We start from the raw sequence: 1,531 nt of genomic DNA, 5'->3' as shown, positions 1-1,531 counted from the left end.
TCGGCAAAGGTCTCGTAGGCCAGGCTGACCCGATGGCCTTCGGCGGAGTGGATTTCACTGACCCAGGCCTGGGTGTCGCCGCCGCGCAGAGTGAGGATTTCCACCAGGCCGGACTTGTGGGCCACCCGATAGCGGCCGGTGGCCTCGACGGAAAAATGAAAGCTGTCGATCTTGCGTTCGGGGACAGTGGGCTGGCTGGCCGAGCCTTCGATGCGGAAGGTTTCCCCGGTGGACAGCGAGAGAATGCGCGAGACGGTATCGAAGTGCGACAGGCGCACGCTCCAGCCCTTGCCGAAGCCGGTGTTGCGGGGGCTCATGGGGCTGAAGCCGAGGCTGAGGGGCACGGTGGGTCCGCACAGGTGATTGGCCTTGAGTTCAGGCAGGGTAATGACGCAGGTGTACTGACCGGTGCGAGGGTCGACACCGGCCTGGACCGCGCTGAGAAAGTTGAAGGCGTTGGAGTGGACAGTGGGTGTGGGCATGGAGAAATCTCCAGACAAGAGCCGCTAAACGGTCGGTTTATCGGCTCTTATAGTGTTTAGGAACTACGTCAGTTGGTGGCAGTAATCTTCAGTTTGTTACGGTCAGTCGGCGAGTTGAATTCCACGGTAATCTTGTGCTGGTTCCCGTATTCATCAATCAGTTTCAGCTTCATCGGTTGGACGAAATCACTTTCGTTGTCGAAGACAAAGTCTGAGCGTCGGTGCAGGCTGATCAAGACGGCGCCCTCAGGTGCTTCATTGCCAGCAATGACATCAAGGCTTGGGCGTAATTCAGGTGCAATGCTCTGCATCAATAAAGGCTCGAACAGTAATGTTTTACTGCCGGGCAGTGCGTAGCCGGTGTAACTGCCCATGAGTTCCGCATATTGACGGCTTTCCCACTGTGCCATGCTGGTGGGGCTGTCAAACTCGACGGTGACGAACTTTATATTCTGGACGGACTGTTTGAACCTCAGGTAGTAATAATCGATCGTGTTGAGTTCATAATCATTATTTTCCCCACCCACTACCCGGATACTCTCGAACTCATAATTCACTATGGCGTAAGTGGGCATGGGCTCTGGTTTTATTTCTATGATGTTGTGTTTTTCTTCGGAGCCATCCTGTTCAGTCGAATTGAATTCGGCCTGATCGGCGCGGGTCAAGGCAACGGCTATTTTTAATGGTGTTTCGCCGCGAGTCTGGATATACAGAGATTTGCCGCTGCCATCCAGAGCCTGTGGTTCGCTGGCGATGGAAGAGCTGACGGGATAATACAGATAAGGATTTTTCGACTCATTGACGCCCCATTGTTTTCCCTCGGGCGCATCGGCGGGTATACCTTCTTCGCCGATATAAGGCAGCTCATTGAGTGTGTCAGCAACGATCAGCCGCATGCTGTTCAGTTCGGAGGGCGTAAGAGGCACTTCTATGTCCTGCTCGTCGAACGGTTTGACTGCCACCCGGACCTTGATTTGTTCCAGGCCATTGGCGAACAGTTTCACTGACTCGGATTGTGCCTTGATGGTGAAGTCTTCAAGGCGTACCCA

Annotated in this window: 1 protein-coding gene and 1 pseudogene; both read right to left on the bottom strand. The window is 54.4% G+C overall.

Features of this window, described 5'->3' with window-relative positions; translation table 11 throughout:
• Positions 1–482: pseudogene (locus tag JL015_RS27530) on the bottom strand (sugar-binding protein); the annotation flags it as partial.
• Between the two features lie 68 nt (positions 483–550).
• Positions 551–1,486, bottom strand: coding sequence for a hypothetical protein (locus JL015_RS27525; RefSeq protein WP_201020685.1), 936 nt, complete (start codon positions 1,484–1,486; stop codon positions 551–553).
• Positions 1,487–1,531: the final 45 nt, after the last annotated feature.

Source organism: Pseudomonas cichorii (assembly GCF_015471405.1).
GTDB lineage: Bacteria > Pseudomonadota > Gammaproteobacteria > Pseudomonadales > Pseudomonadaceae > Aquipseudomonas > Aquipseudomonas serbiensis.
The sequence above is the reverse complement of the archived record's forward strand: the minus strand, read 5'-3'. Positions and strand labels throughout refer to the sequence as shown.